Raw genomic sequence first — 16,674 nt, forward strand, 5'->3', positions numbered from 1 at the left:
GTCGACCCTTAGTACGGTGACAACGCCCCCACGTTAGAAGGCACGCGCGCGCCGCGTGACGCCCTCACGGATTACTTCGGCTGAACCTCCCCGCCGAGCTCCGCCTGTGCGCGATCGATGAAGTCGGGAAGCTGCGAGGACCGGACGCTGCCCGACGCCGTGCTCTTCGTCTCCCACCGGTCCCATCGGCTGAACGGCGTTCCCCCCTCGACGATCTCCCGTGCCGCGAGGATGTCGTCCCGGGATCCGTCCGCGGCCAGGGCGGCCGCGAGGTCGGGGTCGGACGTGTAGCGCCGGTCGCCCGTGTCGCCGAGGTAGCGGAGCCACCCAGCGAGCACCAGGAGGCCCGCGCGGACCTCGGAGCGAGCACGTCCATCCGGATCCAGTTCGAAGAGCCGGCGCAGCTCGTCCGCGGCGAGCGTCGCCGCGTCCGGCCGGTCGGCGTCCAGGGCGAGCTTGACCAGCTCGACCATCGCCCAGGTGCCGCGCGACCGCAGTGGGTGGGGCTCGTTCGCGGCGGTGTCCGCGTACAGGGTGAGGTTGCGGACGCTCGCGACGATGCGCCCGGGCAGCGGGTCGAACTCCGGCCCGCCGTGGTTCAGGATCTCGGACCACTGGCGCATGAAGCTCCGCAGGCACTCGTCGATGTAGTCAGCCGACCCCGACCTCGCGGCTTCGAGGGTGCGCGTCGTCGTCGCGGTGACGAAGACCTGGGCGACCTGCGGCGAGAGCAGCACGTCCTGCTCCACGTCGTCGATGCTCTCGAGGAGCCCGCTCCCGCGGCTGAGCGACGCTCCCTCCGAGGCGTCCGCCCGCTCGAGCCCGGCCATCCACACACCCTGCACGATCTCCCCGAGGAGCTCCAGCGCCCGCTCGGCGGTGGCCAGCGCACCGGACCGCAGATTCGTGCCGATCGCATCCACGAGCGTTGCGATCTCGTGCTCGGTCTCCTCATAGGCGGTGACCGCTTCCGGCGACTCCAGCTCGATGCTCGATTGCAGGAGTTCCATCAGGCGGCGGGCCGCGTCCGCGTCGAGCCGGGTCGACGTCTCGATCCGAAAGGCCGTCGCGCCGAGGCGGGTCCGGTCGCCCGGGCGGACGTCGAGCAGGATCCGGGGCGGGTCGTCGTCCGGAGCGCCGGCCGACGGACTGAGCGACGCGATCGCCTGCCGGACGCTGTCGGGGTCGATGGCCCGGATGACGCGCCCGGCCTGCGGGGCCGGGACATGAAGAGTCGAGACGGCGCGCGTCGAGGTGCGCGTCGAATCCGCCGTCAGAAGATCACCCAGACCTCTCCGCGCGTCGGAGTACCGGCGTGCCATCCGGTCGAACCGGTCGGACAGCGTCTCGATCAGCGATGTCCGCACGACGTCGTCGAGGCGCGAGGGGTGACCGAAGAGCTGGGTGAGACGGGAGGTCGAGACCATCAGCAGCACGGCGGTCGCGGTGAGCCACGCGAACGCGATGACGACGCCCGTCGCGCTCGGCAGCCAGATGGACGCGATGCCCATGACCGCGTTCCCGGCGAGCCCCACGGTCACGAACCAGCTCGCGCCGATGTACGACAGGACCCGCTTTCGGGACGTGCCGATCGCGAGCGGCGCCTCCGCGAACAGCTGGGCCGCGATCGTCAGCCCCGCGAACCCCACGGACAGGAAGGTGGTCTGCACCTGCCAGATGGTGCTGCCGGAGCCCGGGACGGGCGGCAGCCCCCGCCGCACCCATGCGGGATCGCCGGCAGCATGGAAGATGACGAGCAGCACGAGGCTGGCGACCAGTGCGCACGCCACGATCGTGAGTTCCCGCCACCACGCTTTCGCGGGTGTGTCCGCCCTGCCAGACTTCTCGCGCATGCCGCGACAGTACCCACGGGGCGGTATTCGGACGCCCCCTTCTCGCGCCTTCAGATCCGCGTACCGTGTCCGGCAATCGCGGAAGAATCCGTACGAATCGAGGAGGACATCATGGGTCTCGACGACAAGGCCGAAGCAAAGGGCGACAAGCTGAAGGGCAAGGTCGACGAGCTCATCGGCAAGGCCACCGATGACGAGTCACGCGTCGTGAAAGGCAAGGCGGAGCAGGTCGAAGGGAGCATCAAGGACACCGTCGCCGACGCCAAGGCGCACCTGAAGGACACCGCCGACACGTCGCACGACGACCGCCGCGACGACGCGCTCTAGGACTGCGCGTCGACCTCCTCGTGCTTGACCGCGAGGAGGTCGACCGTCCGCAGGTCGGGGTCCTTCGCCAGCAGGTCCGGGCCGACCTGGCCGAGGGCCTTCGGGATCTCGCCGCCGAGATGGGCGTTGCGCGCGTCCTCGTCGGCGAAGGAGTCGAAGATGCCGAAGTGGGTGTCGTCGATCTGGAATGCGTACCAGGTGCGCGTCCCGGGCTCGCGGTCGACGATGTCCTTGCCGCCGATCAGGAATTCTTTCACCTCCGCAGCCTTCTCGGGCTTCGCTTCGAGCAGTGCCAATACGCCGAGCTTCAGTTCCATGTCCGTCTCCTTCGAGGTCGTGACGCCCCATCGTCCGCCCCGGAGGTGTCAGGCCGGACGGTACGCCTCGTCAACCTCCGAGAGAAGCAGGTCAAGCGACCGTCTCCACATCCGCCGGCGCGTGCTCGTCGACGGTGCGCGCGTTCGTCAGCGTGAGGGCTCCGAAGCCCGCGATCACTCCGACCGCCACGGCGAGGATGCCGAAGATCACCTGCTCGCCGTGGAAGAACGATGCGCTGAGATCGTGGCTCCACGTGCCGTTCGGCAGAACGGTGGTGACGAGCACGGCGATGAGCGTTCCGACCACCGCCGTGCCGATGCTGGTGCCGACCTCCTGCGCCGCGTCGTTCATCGCGGCGCCCATCGATGTCCGGTTCTCGGGCATCGCCCCGACGAGCGCGACCGCGCAGATCGTCATGACGGTGCGCAGGCCGATCGTCATCACGATCATGGAGAGCGCGATCGCCACGTAGTTCTGCTGCACGCTCCACGCCATCATGCCGAGTCCGGCCGCGAGAACCAGGGCGCCCACGAAACACGCGATCCGGTGCCCGAAGCGGCGCACCATCCACTCGGTCAGCGGCGTCGCGCAGATCATCGTCAGGATGATCGGGAGGTTCGCGAGCCCCGCCATCAGCGGCGTCCACCCCCAGGCGTACTGGAAGTGGAGCACGAGCGCGAACATCACACCGGCCATCGCGATCGAGGTACCGATCTGAGCGATGGCGGCTCCCCGGACCGTGCCGCGGCGGAACAACCGCAGGTCGAGCATGGGTGACACCGCCCGGCGCTCCCGCACGATGAACAGCACCAGCGACACCGCGGCGCCGAGCGCGACCGCGATCGTCAGCGGCGAGGTCCAGCCGTTCTGCACCCCGCTGGTGAGGGTGTAGCAGGCGAGGCCGATGGTCAGGATGCTGAGCACGGCGCCGGGCAGGTCGAGCCGGTCCTTCGTCAGGCCGTCGGCGGTGTCGGGCGCGACACCGAAGTGCACGCCGAGGCACGCGATGAGAGCGATCGGCGCGTTGACGAGCAGCAGCCACTGCCAGGAGAGGTGGGCGAGCACAGTGCCGGCGAGCAGTGGGCCGAGGACGAAGCCCGACATGCCGACGACCATCATCAGGGTGATCGCGCGCATCCGGAGCTTGTCGTCGTCGAACAGCCGGAAGACGAGGGAGTTGGTGATGGGCGCCATCGCGGCAGCGGCGACACCCAGCAGCGCACGCAGCGCGATCAGCTCGCCCGTGGTGGTGACGAGCAGTACGCCGAAGCTCAGCAGGCCGAACAGGCCCAAGCCGACCTGGAGCACCCGACGGCGGCCGAACCGGTCCGCGATGGATCCCGCGGTCAGGAGCAGGCCGCCGAAGGTGAGCGAGTACGCCCCCGTGATCCATTGCAGGGATGTCGTATCCCCGCCGAGGCTGCGCCCGATGGTCGGGAGCGCGACGGACAGCAGGGTGTTGTCGACCATCTCGACGAAGAACGCGAGGCAGAGTGCGGCGAGGGGCATCCACGCCGCCTTCATGGAGAGGTAGGTGCGGGGCCGGGTGACGGTTTCGGCGATCATGACGCCTCCTGAATCGAACAGTGTTCGAGTCTCGAACAACGTTCGATAGAATAGAACAGTGTTCGATAAACTGCAAGCATGAGCAGTCCACAGCGTGCGCGCGCTTCGCTCTCCCTCGATTCGGTCCTCACCGAGGCGGTGGCGATCCTCGATGAATCGGGCGCACAGGGACTCACCATCCGCGCCCTGGCCACGCGGCTCGGCGGCGGGCCCGCCAGCGTGTACTGGTACGTGTCGGGACGCGATGAACTCCTCGACCTCGCAGCGGACTCGGTGCTCGCCGGCGTGCTGGAGGACGTGCAGAATGTGGCGTCCGACGACCCGATCGACGAACTGCGCACCATCGCGCGCACCCTCTTCGACGCCATCGTGGACCGCCCGTGGCTCGGCGCGTACGCGATGCGCGACACCGGCCGCCAGGTCCACTCGCTGATGCTCTACGAGCGGATCGGCGAACAGGTGATGCGTCTGGGACTCAGCCCGCGCCAGAGCTTCTACGCCGCCTCGGCCGTCGTCGGCTTCGTGATCGGAACCGCCGCCGACATGGGCCAGGAGCTGCCGGATGCCGTCATCTCGGGCGAGCTCGACCAGAAGCAGTACCTGGCGGAGGCGACCAGGCAATGGCGCGCGCTCGACCCGGCGCAGTACCCGTTCATCCACCACATCGTCGACGAGTTCGCCGTGCACGACGACCGGGACCAGTTCCGTGCCGGGCTGGACCTGCTGCTGGCCGGCCTCGAGCTGCAAGCGGGGCGCGCGGCGACCTGAGGCCCGAAGGGCGCGTCGACCTCAGCCGGTCACGACGAGCGACCGGTACTGGTCGTGCTGCTCGACGAACGTCCTCACGATCGGGCAGTGGATCCGGATGCGCTGATTGCTCGCCCGGATGATCTCCAGCACGCGCTCGATCAGGGCCGTCGCCACCCCCTGACCGCGGAACTCGGGATACACCGACGTCGCGATCAGGGTGACCACGTCGTCGTGCCGCGCGTACGTGATCCCGCCGATCAGGGTGTCACCGCTGACCGCTTCGTAGGTCCGCGTCTCGGCGTCGTCCACCACGTAGAAGTCGATGCCTGGGCTGAGCGGAGTCGCTGCGTCCACCTCGGCGATCAGAGTCCGTTGCGTCTCCGACAGGGTGCCGGTCCCATCCGGGTAACCAGCCTCGTCGGGATACTCGAACCCGCCCTGAGCTCCGTCGACCATGATGCCCCCTTTTCCCGCCTCGCGTGACGTTGACTGAACGCTATCTCTCCGGCGGCTCGCTGACCACCTGCGCGTTCCGGCCGATAGTCCGGGTATGCGCAGAGTCATCGCCTCCCTGATCGGCGCAGCCCTGGTGTCGGCTGCGCTCGCGTGGACCCCGACGGCACCGGGCGCCCGCGCCGACGATCTTCCCGCCTTCGGCAGCCGCCTGTACGTCGACCCCACCAGCGACGCCCAGCGGATGTACGACTCCCTGACCGCCCGGGGCGACGCGACGAAGGCGGCGCTCATCGGCCGGATCGCGAGCCGTCCGACGGCGGTCTGGCTGGGCGACTGGTACACGCCGACGCTGCTGGTCAGCGTGATCCAGCGTCACCTCCGTGCGGCGGCGGCCCAAGGAGCGACGCCGGTGTTCGTCACGTACGCGATCCCCGACCGGGACTGCGGCGGCTTCTCGGCGGGCGGCTACACGGCCGACCAGTACCTCGACTGGACCCGGCAGGTGGCGGGCGCGCTGGCGGGGAGCCGCGCCGTCGTCCTGATCGAACCGGACTCGCTCGCCATGCTCTCCAGCGCCAAGTGCGCGGGTGTTGCCGCGACACGGCTCCCGCTGCTGCAGTCCGCGGTCGGGATCCTGGCGGCCGCCGGGGTCTCCACCTACCTCGACGGCGGCAACGCCCGCTGGCTGACCCCGGACGCACAGGCGGCGTATCTGAGGGCTGCCGGGATCGCCGGTGCGCGCGGATTCTTCACCAACGTCTCCAACTTCGACACCACGCAGAGCGAGCGGGACTACGCCGGGAAGATCTCCTCCCGCGTCGGCTGGAAGCATTTCGTGATCGACGTGTCCCGCAACGGCAACGGCTGGACCGGCGCCTGGTGCAACCCGCCCGGGGCGGCGCTCGGCCAGGACCCCCAGATCACCGAGTCGCCCTCGACCAAGCTGGACGCCCTGCTCTGGGTGAAGCACCCTGGCGCGAGCGACGGACCCTGCAACGGCGGGCCGCCGGCCGGCGCCTGGTACGAGAGCGCGGCCGAGGCGCTGGTGCTGAACAGCCCGAGTCTCCGGGTGATCTCGCCGGCGATCCTCAGAGCGAGGCCGCCGCGCCGCTGACCGCGGCGAATCCGTCCCGGACCGCGGCGACGAGATGGCGGACGGCCGGCGAGGACCGCCGGTCGGCGTCCTCGGGCGGCGCCGTCGCCACGAGGATCGTGCGCACGAACGACGGGTCGTCGATCGGCCGCAGGACGATGCCCGGGTGCTCGGCCGTCGTCGCCAATCGGGGGATGATACCGACCACCATCCGCGCGGCGGTCATACCCAGGAGGACCTGGAAGTCGTCGGTCCGGATCGCGACGTCGAGGACCTGCCCGTCCGCGGCGAAGGCGTCGGCGAGGACGCGGTCGATCGCGTCCTCCGTCGACGTGGCGCAGACCCAGCGCTCGTCCCGGAGCGAGAGGAGCGCGGCGCGGTCGACCGCCGGTCGGGACGCGAGCGGGTGGCCGGTCGGCAGCGCGAGCATCAGGGGATCCCGATACACCTCCATGGCGTGCACGGCCGGACGGAACGGCAGTTCGTAACCGGGCACGGTGTAGACCAGGGCGACATCGAGCGCGCCGCGGTTGATCCTGTCGACGAGCGCCGGAACCTCCTCGACCGTCGCATCGATCCCGATCCCGAGGTCGCCGACAGCGTCGGCGACGAACGGCAGGATGCTGGCCGCCGCGGTCGCGAAGGTCCCCAGCCGCAGTCGCACCCGCCCGAGCTCGCTGAACTCGCGCGCATCCGCGATCGCCCGCTCGCTGAGGGTCAGGATCTGCTGCGCACGCTCGAGGAGCAGCATCCCGACCGGGGTCAGCCGGCTGCCGCGGGGCGAACGTACCAGTACGGGCGAACCGACCAGCCGCTCGAGGTTCTTCAGGTGGTAGTCGACCGTCGGCTGACCCCACCCGAGACGGCGGGCGGCCGCCGTCACCGAGCCCTCGGCATGCACGGCTTTGAGCGCTTCGAACTGTCGCAGATCTGCCATGCGCGTGCTCCGTCTGGATGGATGCGGTCGCTTCAGCGGAGAAGCGAGCCACATACACTCTATGTGGGTCGGGCGGACTTTAGGGGTTCTGATCGACCGCGCCCACCGCAACGATGGATGGCGGATCCGATTGCCCCGCCATTCGAAGGAGACTGGTATGCCCACCATCGCCCAGCAGCTGCTGCGCAGAAAACCCACGACGCCTCCCGGCACCGGCGAGGTCCAGCTCAAACGGAGCATCGGCCTCTTCTCGCTGACCATGATCGGAGTCGGCGGCACGCTCGGCACCGGCATCTTCTTCATCCTGTCCCAGGCGGTCCCCGTCGCCGGTCCCGCCGTGATCTGGTCGTTCGTCATCGGCGGCGTCGTGGCCGGGCTCACCGCGCTCTGCTACGCCGAGATGGCGGGCGCCGTCCCCGTCTCGGGCTCGACCTACTCCTACGCGTACGCCACACTCGGCGAGGGCACCGCGATGGCGGTCGGAGCCTGTCTCCTGCTGGAGTACGGCGTGTCAACGGCCGCGGTCGCGGTCGGATGGTCGCAGTACGTCAACCAGCTGCTCCAGAACCTCGTCGGCTGGCAGCTTCCCGTCCAGCTCTCCCAGGCGCCGGAGCAGGGCGGCATCATCAACGTCCCCGCGATCATCGTCATCGTGCTCTGCTCGCTGCTGCTCCTGCGCGGCGCGCGCGAGTCCACGACGGTGAACAGCATCATGGTCGTCATCAAGATCGCCGTCGTCGTGTTCTTCTGCGCCGTGGCCTTCACGGGGTGGAACGCCGACCACTTCCACGACTTCGCTCCCGCCGGCTTCGCCGGAATCGTCGGCGGAGCCGGGATCATCTTCTTCTCGTTCGTCGGCCTCGACGCGGTGTCGACGGCGGGCGAGGAGGCGAAGAACCCGAAGCGGAACCTGCCGCTCGCCATCATCTTCGCGCTGCTGATCATCATCGTGCTCTACGTCGGAACGAGCCTGGCGGCCCTCGGCGCCCAGGCGCCGTCGAAGTTCGAGAACCAGGATGCGGGACTCGCCGCGATCCTTCAGAACATCGTCGGCGCCAGCTGGCCCGGCACCGTCGTCGCGATCGGCGCGATCATCTCCATCTTCTCCGTGACGCTCGTCGTGCTGTACGGGCAGACGCGCATCCTGTTCGCCATGTCCCGGGACGGGATGATCCCGCCGGTCTTCGCGAAGGTGAACCCGCGGTCGATGACGCCGGTCCAGAACACGGTCATCGTGATGATCGCCACGGCCATCCTGGCGGCCGTCATCCCCATCGACTTCCTCGCCGAGATGACGAGCATCGGAACGCTCGTGGCCTTCCTCGTCGTGTCGCTCGGCGTGATCATCCTGCGCGTGCGCGAGCCGGAGCTGGAGCGCGGCTTCCGCCTCCCGCTCGGCTGGACGATCCCCATCCTCTCGATCGCGGGCTGCATCGCGATCATCACGCAGCTGCGGCTCATCACGATCGTCGTGTTCCTCATCTGGACCGCCGCCTTCCTCGTCTTCTACTGGTTCTACGGCCGCAAGCACTCCGCCCTGCAGACGGGGCAGCCGGTCGCCGGCAGTGAGGCGCCGTACACGAGCAACTTCGCGCAGCCCAGCAGGAACGAGATCCGCGAGGCGGCCGCGCGCAGGAAGGCCGGCCGGAAATGAGGATCGTCGTCGGAGTCGACCCCGCCCACCGCTCCGCATCCGCGCTGCACCTCGCCGCGATGCTCGCCCGATCCTCCGGCGCCGACCTCATCGTCGCCGCCGTCGTCCCGCCTGCCTGGCCCTCGACGGCCGGAGGGGCGGACGCGGAGTGGCGGGGCTACACGAAGGAGAACGCCGACGGCGCCCTCGACCACGCCGCCGCCGTGCTCGGCGGCTCCACCGCCGCCGAGTATCTGCTGCACGAAGCCCCGTCGGCCAGGCGCGGCCTCGTGGAGCTCGCCGAGCAGCGTGAAGCGTCCCTGATCGTCGTCGGCTCGGGAGGCGGCGCAGAGCCCGGCCGGATCGCGCTCGGCGCCGAGAGCGACACCCTCCTGCACGCATCGCCCCTGCCCGTCGCGATCGCCCCGCGCAGCTACCGCACCGGCGAGGGTGCCCGCGTGAGCCGGGTGACCGCCGCGTACCGCGGCACCGGCGCCTCCAACGCCCTCGTGTTCGGCGCCGCGGGCGTCGCGGCGACCGTCGGCGCCGAGCTGCGCGTCGCCTCCTTCGCCGTCGTGCCCCGCGATTCCGGGACGTCGGGCGCCGGGCTCGACGCCGAGCAGCCGATCGCCGACACCTGGGCGGCCGACATCGAACGGCACGCCGCCGCGGTGGTGCGCCAGGTCACCGAGCTGCCGGACGCGCCGACCGTCGCCGGCGTCGCCATCGGCCTGGGCGAGACGTGGGACGCGGCAATCGCGGACATCGGCTGGGAGGAGGACGAGGTCCTGGTGGTCGGCTCGAGCACGCTCGGCCCGATCGCCCGGGTATTCCTCGGCTCCCACGCCGCCAAGATCGTCCGCCACTCCCCCGTGCCGGTCGTCGTCGTCCCGCACGGAAGAGACTGACATGCCGCATCCCCTCTTCGACCTCTTCCCCGACGGCACGACCGTGGACCCCGACGGCACCCTCGTGGTCGCCGGGTGCCGGGTGGACGACCTCGGACGCGAATTCGGCACGCCCGCGATCGTCGTCGACGAGGGCGCGCTGCGAGCGCGGGCACGCGAGTACCACACGGCCCTCGGGTCGCGGCGGCCGAACGCGCGCGTCGTCTTCGCGTCCAAGGCGTTCCCGGCGACCGCCGTTCAGCGGGTCATGGTGGAGGAAGGGCTCGGCCTGGATGTGGCGGGCGGCGGCGAGATCCTGAGCGCCCTCCGCGCGGGAGTGGACCCGGCGCTCGCGGTCATGCACGGCAACGCCAAGACCACCGAGGAGCTGCGGATCGCGGTGGAGGCCGGGGTCGGGCTGGTCGTGGTGGACAACGAGGACGACGTCGACCGGCTCGAGCAGCTGGTCGCGCCGGGAAGCACCCAGGCCGTGCTCGTCCGCGTCATCCCCGGAGTGGTCTCCTCGACGCATCCGCACGTCCAGACCGGCCAGGTCGGCTCCAAATTCGGGCTGACCCCCGACGCCGCGCGCCGCCTCATCGCCCGGATCGAAGCCAGCCCGCGTCTCGACCTCCGCGGCCTGCACGCCCACGTCGGTTCGCAGATCATGGACCCGGCGGAGCTCGCCGCCGCGGTCGCACCCCTGGCGGCGCTGGGCACCTTCCCGGTCTACGACCTGGGCGGCGGCCTCGGCGCCCGCTACACACTCACGGATCACCCCGCCTCCGTGGACGACTACGTCGAAGCGCTGCTGGCGGCGGCGGACGAACACCTGCCCGCCGAGGCGGAGATCATCATCGAGCCCGGCCGCAGCATGGTGAACGGGTCGGCGTTCACCCTGTACACCGTCACCACGGTGAAGCGAGACGCCCGGAACTTCGTCGCCGTCGACGGCGGCATGGGCGACAACCTCGAGGCCGCGCTCTTCCAGCAGCGCTACGAGGCCGTCCTCGCCGGCCGCATGCACGACGAGGACGCGGAGGACGTCGTGGTGGTCGGCCGCCACTGCGAATCCGGAGACGTCCTCATCGACCCGCTCCGGCTGCCAGCGGCACGGGTCGGCGACCTCCTCGCGGTTCCGGCCACGGGTGCGTACACCCACACGATGGCGAACAACTACAACGGGTACCGCCGGCCGCCCGTCGTCTTCGCGCGCGACGGCGAGGCGAGGGCCGTGATCCGGCGGGAGACGTGGGCGGACCTGTTCGCGCGGGACGCGTGAGGCTCTAGCGCCGCCCGGCCGCCATGCCTCACCATGTCTGGCATGGCAGAGGTCATGCTCGCGGTCATGCCGTTCTCCGGCCACGTCGCGCCCATGCGGGCGGTCGCGCGCGCCTTCATCGCGGCCGGGCACCGGGTGCGCGTGTACACGGGTTCAGCCCATGCCGACGCCTTCCGCGGCGACGGAGCCGAACCGGTGCTGTGGACGAGCGCGCCCGACTTCGATGAGAACGATCTGACTCCGACCTTCCCGCGGTTGCGCGGCCGGAAGGGTCCCCGCCAGCTGATCGTGAACGTCGAGGACCTGTTCGTCCGAACGGGCGCCGCGCAGTGCGCCGACCTGACCGCGTCCTTCGACGCGCGTCCCTGGGATGTCATCGTCGCCGACAGCCTCTCGCTCGGCTCGCACCTGGCCGCCGAACGCACCGGCACTCCGCGGGTCACGGTCTCACTCGTCCCCCTCGCGACGCCGTCCCCGGGCGCACCGCCGCCCGGCCTGGGGCTGCAACCAGCGACGTCCGCGCTCGGCCGACTGCGGGACCGCGCACTCTGGACGGCGCTCTCGGCCGCATCCCGTCCGATCCAGCGCGCGTTCCACGAGCAACGCGCCCTCGCCGGCCTCCCGCCGACCCCGCTCACCTTCCAGGAGGCGCTGTACTCACGCGACCTCGTGTGCGCCAGCGGCGTCGAGCAACTGGAATACCCTCGCCCCCAATGGCCGGGGCGCATCGTCTGGGTCGGCGAGCTCACGGACCACACCGGCAGCGGCATCCCGGAGCCCGCGTGGTGGCCGGAATCGCTTGCTGACCCGCGTCCGGTGGTGCACGTGACCCAGGGGACGCAGAACGTCGACCCCGCCGACCTCATCCGGCCGACGTTCGCGGCTCTCGGACGTCAGCGGGTGCAGCTCGCGGTCGCGACCGGGGTCCGCGGGAAGAGCGAGCTGCCGTTCCCCGCGCCGCCGAACGCCCGCGTCGCCGACCTGCTCCCGTACGATCGGCTGCTGCCGCGGACGGACGTGATGGTGACCAACGGCGGGTGGGGCGGCGTGCTGGGGGCGCTGCACCACGGCGTGCCCCTGGTGGTCGCGGGCGGAGACCTGGACAAGCCGGAGGTCGCGGCCCGCGTCGCGTGGGCCGGCGCGGGGGTGAACCTGGGGACGGGGAGGCCGTCCCCCCGCGCGATCCTGCGCGCATGGCGGCGGGTCTCCGGCGGTGCCGCCTACCGCACGGCCGCCGAACGGATCGGCGAGGCCCTACGCCGTCACGACGGACCCCGTGAGGTGGTCGAGCACACGGAGGCACTGCTCGGGTGATCAAGCATGCTCGTACCCTTGGCCATTCGGCATCGTGACGAGGACGCCGTTGAAGCTCGCGGGCCCGTCACGGTCTCAGTCCCTGCTCAGTCGATCTTCTCGATGACGACATCGACACTCACACTGTCGTTGGGGTCGGTCCCCGCCAAGCGGATCAGGTCCGCGCGGCGCGGAGTATGGAAGTCGTGGACTGCCTCGTCCTCGATCTCCACGAACAGCTCGAAGCGGCGCCCACGCGAGTGCGCGTCTGCCCAGGCCATCGCTTCGGCGACGCCGTTCACTTCGGTCAATGCGAACGCGTCCAGCTGCCAACCGGTGTTCGGGCCCGGGCGCTCCCAGAAGTTCACGCGGTAGGTCGGGTGTCCGAGGATGCGTCGTGGCTCGGCGTGGACTGTCTCGTGTGCCTGCACGGCGCGAGCCTATTAGAGGTGCACCGCCGCGGTTCGAGAAATGACGAAAACCCCTGGCTCAGCCAGGGGTTTTCATGGCGGTACCGGTGGGATTTGAACCCACGTTCGTTCCCGCCCCACCCTGGCGACCCGGGCCAACTCCCGCGGAAAGTCAAGGAAATCCGACTCTTGTCATCACATTGAATTTCGCGGGATCTCGCACAGTTGTAGTCAAAATGTAGTCAAGCGCGTAGGCCAGCACGTCCGCCGCGGCACTCGACCGGGGCTTGACCCGCCTGCGAGCGATGATGGTCCCACGACGGGGCCACCGGGCTGCGCAAGAACCCGAAGAACGCCAGAAGCGGCACACACCCCATTTCAGCCGTCAAGGCGGGCAGCCGACCGATCAGCGCGCGCGGGTCCGCCGCGCAGTTCCGGACCCATGTTGCTCGTATCGATGACGAATACCCGCATCCCACTCATCGCTGTAATGCTTTTTTGTTTGCTGCCGGCGGACGGAGCGCAGCGATTGAGGATATGCGGCGAAAGCCCGGCTCGGACGCACCAGGGACGGGCGACTACCGCTCGACCGACGTCCGGCCGTATGAAGGGTCGCACACGGCCTCGCTTCGGAGGGAACAGCGAAAACGCACCTCCGTTCTTTTTACAGCCAGGGGTGTGAGCTGTTGCACGCCGTCCCGCTCATAGTGTCGGATGGCAAAATGACCGATTCACTCGCGGAGTATGTGGCCCTCGGCAGCTCGTTCGGCGCGGGCCCGGGGCTTAAACCGAGGGCCGCGAACAGCCCGCGACGCTCCGGTCGCTCCGTGATCAACTACGCCCACCTCTTCGCGCAGGCGGCCCAGCTTCGGCTGCGCGACGTCACCTTCTCCGGCGCGACGACGGCCGACCTGCTCCGGCCGAACGCCCGCGGTGAGGCGGCCCAGCTCAACGCAGTGACGCCGGCGACGCGGGTTGTCACCATGAGCGTCGGGGGAAACGATGTTGGATACCTGCCCACCCTGACCCTAAGCAGCCTGCCCGGTCCGCTGCTCGCGCTCCCGCGTGTGCGCCGCCAGCTCGAGGAAGCGCGTGACCCCCACCGCCTCGACCGGGCCTTCGATGACCTGGCCGCGCGACTGGCTGAGATCGTGACGCGGGTGCGCGCGGTGGCGCCGGAAGCGCGGGTCGTCTTCGTGGACTACTTGACGATCCTCCCGCCGCAGGGTGCGGCGGTCGATCTGGGGCGGCTGCCGGCCCCGGTGGCCGACTGGGGCCGCGGGGTCGCGAGCCGCCTCACTCAGACGTTCCGTTCGGCCGCTGCCGAGGTGTCGTCGGACGTGCTGCCGGCGGCGGAGGCCTCCGCGAACCACCACGCCTGGTCCACCGAACCGTGGACCAGGCGATTCCACTACGGCCTCTCGGGCGGCGCGCCGTACCACCCGAACGCCGCGGGGATGCGCGCGGTCGCGCGGATGCTCGGCGAACTGCTCTAGGAATCGATAGGGACGGCAGGAGGGGCCAGCGACCCCAGCCAGGCGAGCGAGGGCTTGGGCGTGCGCTCGAAGGTAGCGCGGTCCACGGAAACGAGTCCGAAGGTCGGCTCCCAGTGCCCCCACTCCCAGTTGTCCAGCAGACTCCAGTGGAAGTAGCCGCGAACATCCGCACCGTCGTCCATCGCTCGACGCAGCGAGGCGAGCGCCCCGGTCGTGTACTGGATGCGGCGTCGGTCTTCGCTTACGGCGACACCATTCTCTGTCACGACGATCGGCACGCCGGGCAGGAGACGGGAGACCCGACGAACGGCGCCGCCGAGCGCGTCCGGCAGGAACTCCCAGCCGGTGAGGGTGCGCGGAACGTCGCCGACCAGGACCGGTTCGCCGTCGACGCCGACGACGCCGCCGGTGTACGCCTGCACGCCGACGAAGTCGTCTCCGGCCGAAGCGCGGAGGAAGACGGCGTCGCGGCTCTCCGCGTAGGCGTCACGGGCCGTCTCGGCGCCGGGTGCCGCCCGGTAGTCCTGCACCGAAACTCCCCACCCGACCGGAATTCGCGGGTGGCGTTCGCGGATTCGTGCGACGGCCGCCCGATGGACGTCGATGAGGATACCGGTGAGGCCCGCATCCGGCTCGGGGAGCCCCGAAGCCAGCTGACCGGATGCGGTCAGTTTCGGGAAGACGGCGAGGATGTTGGGCTCGTTGATGGTCATAATCCGCTCCACGCCCGCGTCGAGCACGGGCTGGAGCGCGTCGATGTATCGAAGGAAGCGCTCGGTCGCATTCCGCCCTGTCCAGCCGCCGCCTGCCGCGAACCACAGCGGGACGGTGAAGTGGTGGAGCGTGACGGTGGGCCGGAGGCCGCGTTCGACGGCCCCTTCGACCATCCGCCGGTAGTGGTCGAGGGCTGCCAGCGAGACGAACCCGTCGGCGGGCTCGATACGGGACCGTTCGATGCCGAAGCGGTAGTCGGTGAAGCCGGCGCCAGCCGCCAGATCGAAGTCCTCCCTCCACCGGTGATAGCTGTCGACAGCGTCGCCGCAGCGCTCGGCGACGCTCGTGCCCGGCTCGTTCTCGCGGTGCCACCAGTCGGAGGCGACGTTCCCGCCTTCGGTCTGGTGGGCGCCGACGGACACGCCCCAGGCAAAGCCGGGCGGGAAGGTGCGGGCGGACAGGACTGTGGTCATCTCATACTCCGTCTGATCGGGGAAAGGGCGACGGCGGCCGGTTCGACGCCGGAGGACAGGGGCAGGAGCACGGAGACGTCGAGCCCTCCGCCGTCGCGGGGCTGCACGGACAGCGACCCGCCGTGGGCGCGGACGATGGACGCCACCACGGCGAGCCCCAGCCCATGGCCGGACGGTCCGGTGCGTCCGACGCCCCGCACGAACGGATCGGCGAGCCGTGCGGCCGCGGAGACCTCCGGGCCGGTGTTCTCGACGGCCAGCCGCGCGTGGTCACCGGCCCGCCCGGTGGTGACCCGTACCCACCCGTCCGACGTGTTGTACCGCGCCGCGTTGTCGACGAGGTTCAGGACCACCCGGCGCAGCAGCTCGGGATCGCCGGTCGTCCACGCCTCCTCCAGTTCGGGGCGCCACCTCGTCGTCGCGAGGATCGGCTCGCTCGCGGGGTCTTCAAGCACGGCGCCGGCGAGGTCGGCGAGGTTCACCCGTTCGCGCCCACGGGGGTGGGCCGCGGTTGCGAGGTCGAGCAGGGCGGACACGGTCCGGATGTTCCGCTCGTTGGTCAGCCGGACCGAGCGGAGCGCCTCGACGGACTGATCGACGGTGAGGCCCGGGCGGGCGAGCGTCACGTCGATCAGGGTCTTCACCGTGGCGAGCGGCGTCTTCAGCTCGTGGGCGGCGTTCGCGACGAAACGCTCCCGCGCCTCGAACTCGCTCTGCAGGGAGGCCAGCATGTCGTCGACGTTGCGGGAGAGCTCGCCGAACTCGTCCCTGGGCCCGGTCGCGCCGATGCGATGATTCAGGGAGCCAGCCCCGGCGGCGCTGACGGCCCGGTTGATCGCGGCGATCGGGCGGAGGGCACGACCGGCGATGACCCAGCCGAGGAGCGTGCCGCAGACAACGAGCACACCCAGGGCGACCGCGCACACCGCGAGCAGCGTATGCACCACCTGGTCGCTCGAGGTGATCGTCAGGGCGGGCGTTGCCGTGATGACCGCGGGCCCGGCAGCCGTGGGACCCGCCTTGCCAATGGCTCGCGGGGACGCGGCAGGAGCCGCATTTAGTGCGTAGGTCGGCACGTACCGCATAAACCCGTACACGGTGACCAGCACGACCGTCATTGCGGCAGTAAGGGTCGAGCTGAAGAGGATGGTCAGCCGTGCGCGGGCGCTCACCGGATGCCTACGCG

Annotated in this window: 16 protein-coding genes; 8 read left to right on the forward strand and 8 right to left on the reverse strand. The window is 70.3% G+C overall.

Features of this window, described 5'->3' with window-relative positions; all coding sequences use genetic code 11:
• Positions 1–71: 71 nt before the first annotated feature.
• Positions 72–1,853 carry a hypothetical protein gene (locus AB0P25_RS03990; protein WP_363805520.1) on the reverse strand — a complete coding sequence of 594 codons (1,782 nt, stop codon included), beginning with the start codon at positions 1,851–1,853 and terminating at the stop codon, positions 72–74.
• Between the two features lie 111 nt (positions 1,854–1,964).
• On the opposite strand from AB0P25_RS03990, the gene AB0P25_RS03995 reads away from it, so the two are divergent.
• Positions 1,965–2,180, forward strand: a complete 216-nt coding sequence (locus tag AB0P25_RS03995) for a CsbD family protein (RefSeq protein ID WP_363805521.1) — start codon at positions 1,965–1,967, stop codon at positions 2,178–2,180.
• Here AB0P25_RS03995 and AB0P25_RS04000 read toward each other — a convergent pair.
• Both AB0P25_RS04000 and AB0P25_RS04005 read right to left on the reverse strand, forming a co-directional pair.
• Positions 2,177–2,497: an antibiotic biosynthesis monooxygenase gene (locus tag AB0P25_RS04000; protein WP_363805523.1), complete on the reverse strand. Its 321-nt coding sequence runs from the start codon at positions 2,495–2,497 to the stop codon at positions 2,177–2,179. The two genes, AB0P25_RS03995 and AB0P25_RS04000, sit on opposite strands and share 4 nt — an antisense overlap.
• Before the next feature lie 91 nt (positions 2,498–2,588).
• On the reverse strand, positions 2,589–4,064 hold the full coding sequence (locus tag AB0P25_RS04005; protein ID WP_363805524.1) for an MFS transporter: 1,476 nt from the start codon (positions 4,062–4,064) through the stop codon (positions 2,589–2,591).
• Between the two features lie 78 nt (positions 4,065–4,142).
• Between AB0P25_RS04005 and AB0P25_RS04010 the strand changes: the two genes are divergently transcribed.
• Positions 4,143–4,832 carry a TetR/AcrR family transcriptional regulator C-terminal domain-containing protein gene (locus AB0P25_RS04010; RefSeq protein ID WP_363805525.1) on the forward strand — a complete coding sequence of 230 codons (690 nt, stop codon included), beginning with the start codon at positions 4,143–4,145 and terminating at the stop codon, positions 4,830–4,832.
• Between the two features lie 21 nt (positions 4,833–4,853).
• On the opposite strand, the gene AB0P25_RS04015 is transcribed toward AB0P25_RS04010, so the two are convergent.
• Positions 4,854–5,270, reverse strand: coding sequence for a GNAT family N-acetyltransferase (locus AB0P25_RS04015; protein ID WP_363805526.1), 417 nt, complete (start codon positions 5,268–5,270; stop codon positions 4,854–4,856).
• A gap of 94 nt (positions 5,271–5,364) precedes the next feature.
• Here AB0P25_RS04015 and AB0P25_RS04020 point away from each other — a divergent pair, with 94 nt between their 5' ends.
• Positions 5,365–6,384 carry a glycoside hydrolase family 6 protein gene (locus tag AB0P25_RS04020; RefSeq protein ID WP_363805528.1) on the forward strand — a complete coding sequence of 340 codons (1,020 nt, stop codon included), beginning with the start codon at positions 5,365–5,367 and terminating at the stop codon, positions 6,382–6,384.
• On the opposite strand, the gene AB0P25_RS04025 is transcribed toward AB0P25_RS04020, so the two are convergent.
• On the reverse strand, positions 6,359–7,300 hold the full coding sequence (locus AB0P25_RS04025) for a LysR family transcriptional regulator (protein WP_363805529.1): 942 nt from the start codon (positions 7,298–7,300) through the stop codon (positions 6,359–6,361). The two genes, AB0P25_RS04020 and AB0P25_RS04025, sit on opposite strands and share 26 nt — an antisense overlap.
• A gap of 157 nt (positions 7,301–7,457) precedes the next feature.
• Between AB0P25_RS04025 and AB0P25_RS04030 the strand changes: the two genes are divergently transcribed.
• From AB0P25_RS04030 to AB0P25_RS04045, 4 genes are read left to right on the forward strand one after another with little or no spacing between them, the layout of a single operon-like run.
• On the forward strand, positions 7,458–8,954 hold the full coding sequence (locus AB0P25_RS04030) for an amino acid permease (RefSeq protein WP_363805531.1): 1,497 nt from the start codon (positions 7,458–7,460) through the stop codon (positions 8,952–8,954).
• Positions 8,951–9,841, forward strand: coding sequence for a universal stress protein (locus AB0P25_RS04035; RefSeq protein WP_363805532.1), 891 nt, complete (start codon positions 8,951–8,953; stop codon positions 9,839–9,841). Before AB0P25_RS04030 ends, AB0P25_RS04035 begins: the two co-directional genes overlap by 4 nt.
• Position 9,842: 1 nt before the next feature.
• Positions 9,843–11,102 (forward strand): diaminopimelate decarboxylase, encoded by a 1,260-nt coding sequence (gene lysA / locus AB0P25_RS04040; RefSeq protein ID WP_363805534.1) that lies wholly within the window; start codon positions 9,843–9,845, stop codon positions 11,100–11,102.
• A gap of 42 nt (positions 11,103–11,144) precedes the next feature.
• On the forward strand, positions 11,145–12,416 hold the full coding sequence (locus AB0P25_RS04045) for a glycosyltransferase (protein WP_363805535.1): 1,272 nt from the start codon (positions 11,145–11,147) through the stop codon (positions 12,414–12,416).
• An 86-nt stretch (positions 12,417–12,502) separates the two neighbouring features.
• Here AB0P25_RS04045 and AB0P25_RS04050 read toward each other — a convergent pair whose 3' ends face one another.
• The gene (locus AB0P25_RS04050; protein WP_363805537.1) at positions 12,503–12,826 is read right to left on the reverse strand and encodes a hypothetical protein; all 324 of its coding nucleotides are present in this window, start codon (positions 12,824–12,826) and stop codon (positions 12,503–12,505) included.
• 701 nt (positions 12,827–13,527) lie between these two features.
• Here AB0P25_RS04050 and AB0P25_RS04055 point away from each other — a divergent pair.
• Entirely contained in the window at positions 13,528–14,301 is a 774-nt protein-coding gene (locus AB0P25_RS04055; RefSeq protein ID WP_363805538.1) for an SGNH/GDSL hydrolase family protein, read from the forward strand.
• Here the strand turns inward: AB0P25_RS04055 and AB0P25_RS04060 are convergent.
• Both AB0P25_RS04060 and AB0P25_RS04065 read right to left on the reverse strand, forming a co-directional pair.
• Complete coding sequence (locus AB0P25_RS04060; RefSeq protein ID WP_363805539.1) at positions 14,298–15,488, reverse strand: family 1 glycosylhydrolase; 1,191 nt, start codon at positions 15,486–15,488, stop codon at positions 14,298–14,300. The two genes, AB0P25_RS04055 and AB0P25_RS04060, sit on opposite strands and share 4 nt — an antisense overlap.
• Positions 15,485–16,660: a HAMP domain-containing sensor histidine kinase gene (locus AB0P25_RS04065; RefSeq protein WP_363805540.1), complete on the reverse strand. Its 1,176-nt coding sequence runs from the start codon at positions 16,658–16,660 to the stop codon at positions 15,485–15,487. Before AB0P25_RS04065 ends, AB0P25_RS04060 begins: the two co-directional genes overlap by 4 nt.
• Between the last annotated feature and the right edge of the window lie 14 nt (positions 16,661–16,674).

It is taken from the genome of Leifsonia sp. NPDC077715 (assembly GCF_040686855.1).
Classification (GTDB): domain Bacteria; phylum Actinomycetota; class Actinomycetes; order Actinomycetales; family Microbacteriaceae; genus Leifsonia.

Coding starts and splice junctions, on each gene's coding strand:
- AB0P25_RS03990 (WP_363805520.1), bottom strand. CDS start 1,853: ATGCGCGAGAAGTCTGGCAGGGCGGACACACCCGCGAAAGCGTGGTGG.
- AB0P25_RS03995 (WP_363805521.1), top strand. CDS start 1,965: ATGGGTCTCGACGACAAGGCCGAAGCAAAGGGCGACAAGCTGAAGGGC.
- AB0P25_RS04000 (WP_363805523.1), bottom strand. CDS start 2,497: ATGGAACTGAAGCTCGGCGTATTGGCACTGCTCGAAGCGAAGCCCGAG.
- AB0P25_RS04005 (WP_363805524.1), bottom strand. CDS start 4,064: ATGATCGCCGAAACCGTCACCCGGCCCCGCACCTACCTCTCCATGAAG.
- AB0P25_RS04010 (WP_363805525.1), top strand. CDS start 4,143: ATGAGCAGTCCACAGCGTGCGCGCGCTTCGCTCTCCCTCGATTCGGTC.
- AB0P25_RS04015 (WP_363805526.1), bottom strand. CDS start 5,270: ATGGTCGACGGAGCTCAGGGCGGGTTCGAGTATCCCGACGAGGCTGGT.
- AB0P25_RS04020 (WP_363805528.1), top strand. CDS start 5,365: ATGCGCAGAGTCATCGCCTCCCTGATCGGCGCAGCCCTGGTGTCGGCT.
- AB0P25_RS04025 (WP_363805529.1), bottom strand. CDS start 7,300: ATGGCAGATCTGCGACAGTTCGAAGCGCTCAAAGCCGTGCATGCCGAG.
- AB0P25_RS04030 (WP_363805531.1), top strand. CDS start 7,458: ATGCCCACCATCGCCCAGCAGCTGCTGCGCAGAAAACCCACGACGCCT.
- AB0P25_RS04035 (WP_363805532.1), top strand. CDS start 8,951: ATGAGGATCGTCGTCGGAGTCGACCCCGCCCACCGCTCCGCATCCGCG.
- lysA (WP_363805534.1), top strand. CDS start 9,843: ATGCCGCATCCCCTCTTCGACCTCTTCCCCGACGGCACGACCGTGGAC.
- AB0P25_RS04045 (WP_363805535.1), top strand. CDS start 11,145: ATGGCAGAGGTCATGCTCGCGGTCATGCCGTTCTCCGGCCACGTCGCG.
- AB0P25_RS04055 (WP_363805538.1), top strand. CDS start 13,528: ATGACCGATTCACTCGCGGAGTATGTGGCCCTCGGCAGCTCGTTCGGC.
- AB0P25_RS04060 (WP_363805539.1), bottom strand. CDS start 15,488: ATGACCACAGTCCTGTCCGCCCGCACCTTCCCGCCCGGCTTTGCCTGG.